This is a genomic window from Acidisphaera rubrifaciens HS-AP3, assembly GCF_000964365.1.
Classification (GTDB): Bacteria; Pseudomonadota; Alphaproteobacteria; order Acetobacterales; family Acetobacteraceae; genus Acidisphaera; species Acidisphaera rubrifaciens.
Genome location: NZ_BANB01000669.1, coordinates 1 through 1,725, shown reverse-complemented (window position 1 = coordinate 1,725; position 1,725 = coordinate 1). Strand labels below are relative to the sequence as shown.

Below are 1,725 nucleotides of genomic sequence, written 5' to 3'. Positions count from 1 at the left end.
GTCAGCGCGACATACAGCGCCGCCGGACCGGCCAGCCGCGCCGCCGCGCCCCGCCAGCGCGGGCCCGCGTCGTGCATCCGGTCGATCAGATACTCGAGCGCGCACCCGGCCGAGAGGATGAGGGCGAAGACGTTGGTGTTCGCCAGCAGGCCGAGCAGCGCCGCCGCCCCGACGGCGTCGTCCGGCCGGCACGCGCGCCGCTCCGCGTAGAGCAGCGCCAGCAGCATGGCGATGCCGTAGTTGCGGCTGACCACCGTATATTCGAACACCACGAAATAGCTGCCGAGCAGCAGCACCGTGCCCGCCCGCCCGAGCGGCGAGCGCCATGCGATGAAGCCGATCAGCGCCAGCGCGACCGCGCCGTGCACCACCTGCAGCGCGGCCGGGTTGCGCGTCACCGCGCTTGTCACCCACAACATCAGGTGCCACAGCCCGGGATGCCCGTCGTAATGCAGGTTGCGGAACAGCGCGGCGGGCGTCGGACTGGCGAGCGCGATGGCCCAGGCATTCAGCTCGTCGCGCCACATCGCGTGCCGCGTCAGTTCGACCATCACCAGCAGCCCGGCGGCCGCGCCGGCGAGGGGGCGCCAATACCGCGTGGGACCAACCGGCCGCCCGTTGCGCCCGCCCACGGGAGCCCCCACGGCCTCAGGCGCCCCCAGCCATGGGTGTGCGGACGCGCCGTCCATTTCGCAATCTCCGGTGGTATAGCCCGACTGTATTGCCTCCCCTGGCGTGCGCAAGCCGGGGCGGGGCGGGGCGGGCGATGATCCTGCATGCGCGCGAGGCGGCGCCGCCCGGCGGCGGGGAAGCGGGGGCGGCGCCGGTCGTCCTGCTGCACGGGTTGTTCGGCCAGGCGCGCAATTTCGGCACGATCCAGCGCGCGCTCGCGCCGCGGGCGCGGGTCATCGCCCTCGACGCCCGCAATCACGGCGACAGCCCGCACGCGGCGGGGATGACCTATGCCGAACAGGCGGAAGACGTGCACGAGACGCTCGCGGCGCTCGGCGCGCTGCCGTGTCTGCTGGTCGGGCATTCGATGGGCGGCAAGACGGCGATGCGGCTGGCGCTCGACCACCCCGCCGATGTTCGCCGCCTTCTGGTGGCCGATGTCGCCCCGCGGGGCTACCAACCGCATTTCCGACGCCATATCGCGGCGATGCAGGCGCTCGACCTCACCCCTGGGATGACCCGCGCGGGCGCGGATGCCGCCCTCGCGGCGGCCGAGCCGGACCCGGGCGTGCGCGGGCTTTTGCTGCAAAATCTGATGTTTGGACCGGCGCCCGCATGGCGAATCGGCCTCGACGCGATCGCCGCCGGCATCGGCGATATCGAGGGATGGTCCGCCCCGACCGGGACCGCGTGGCCGGGGCCGTGCCTGTTCCTGACCGGCGCGCGATCGGACTATGTGCGCGAGGACGACCGGCCCGCCATCCGCGCCCTGTTTCCCGCTGCGCGGTTCGTCACGCTCAAGGGCGCCGGCCACTGGCTGCATGCCGACAATCCCAACGGCTTCCTCGCCGTGCTGGAAGCGTTCATCCGCTAGTCCGCCGCGCATGCGCCCCACCCGCGATTCCGCCCTGGCCGCCCTGGCCGCCTGTGTCCCCCGCCTCGGCGCCGCCCATGCCGAGGGGCGCAACACCGATGCCGGGCCCGACGCGCCGCCTTCGGTGTCGGGCCTGTCGCCCTATGTGCGGCACCGGCTGCTGACCGAGTGGGAGCTTG

At 73.3% G+C, this 1,725-nt stretch carries 2 protein-coding genes; one reads left to right on the top strand and one right to left on the bottom strand.

The genetic code is table 11. The features are described from left to right. Positions 1–632, bottom strand: a 632-nt coding sequence (locus tag B8460_RS16110) for a hypothetical protein (RefSeq protein WP_048862633.1), incomplete at its 3' end; no start/stop codon positions are given. Between the two features lie 134 nt (positions 633–766). Here B8460_RS16110 and B8460_RS16105 point away from each other — a divergent pair. Beyond that, complete coding sequence (locus tag B8460_RS16105) at positions 767–1,546, top strand: alpha/beta fold hydrolase (protein WP_048862632.1); 780 nt, start codon at positions 767–769, stop codon at positions 1,544–1,546. The last annotated feature ends 179 nt before the right edge of the window (positions 1,547–1,725 follow it).

Coding starts and splice junctions, on each gene's coding strand:
- B8460_RS16105 (WP_048862632.1), top strand. CDS start 767: ATGATCCTGCATGCGCGCGAGGCGGCGCCGCCCGGCGGCGGGGAAGCG.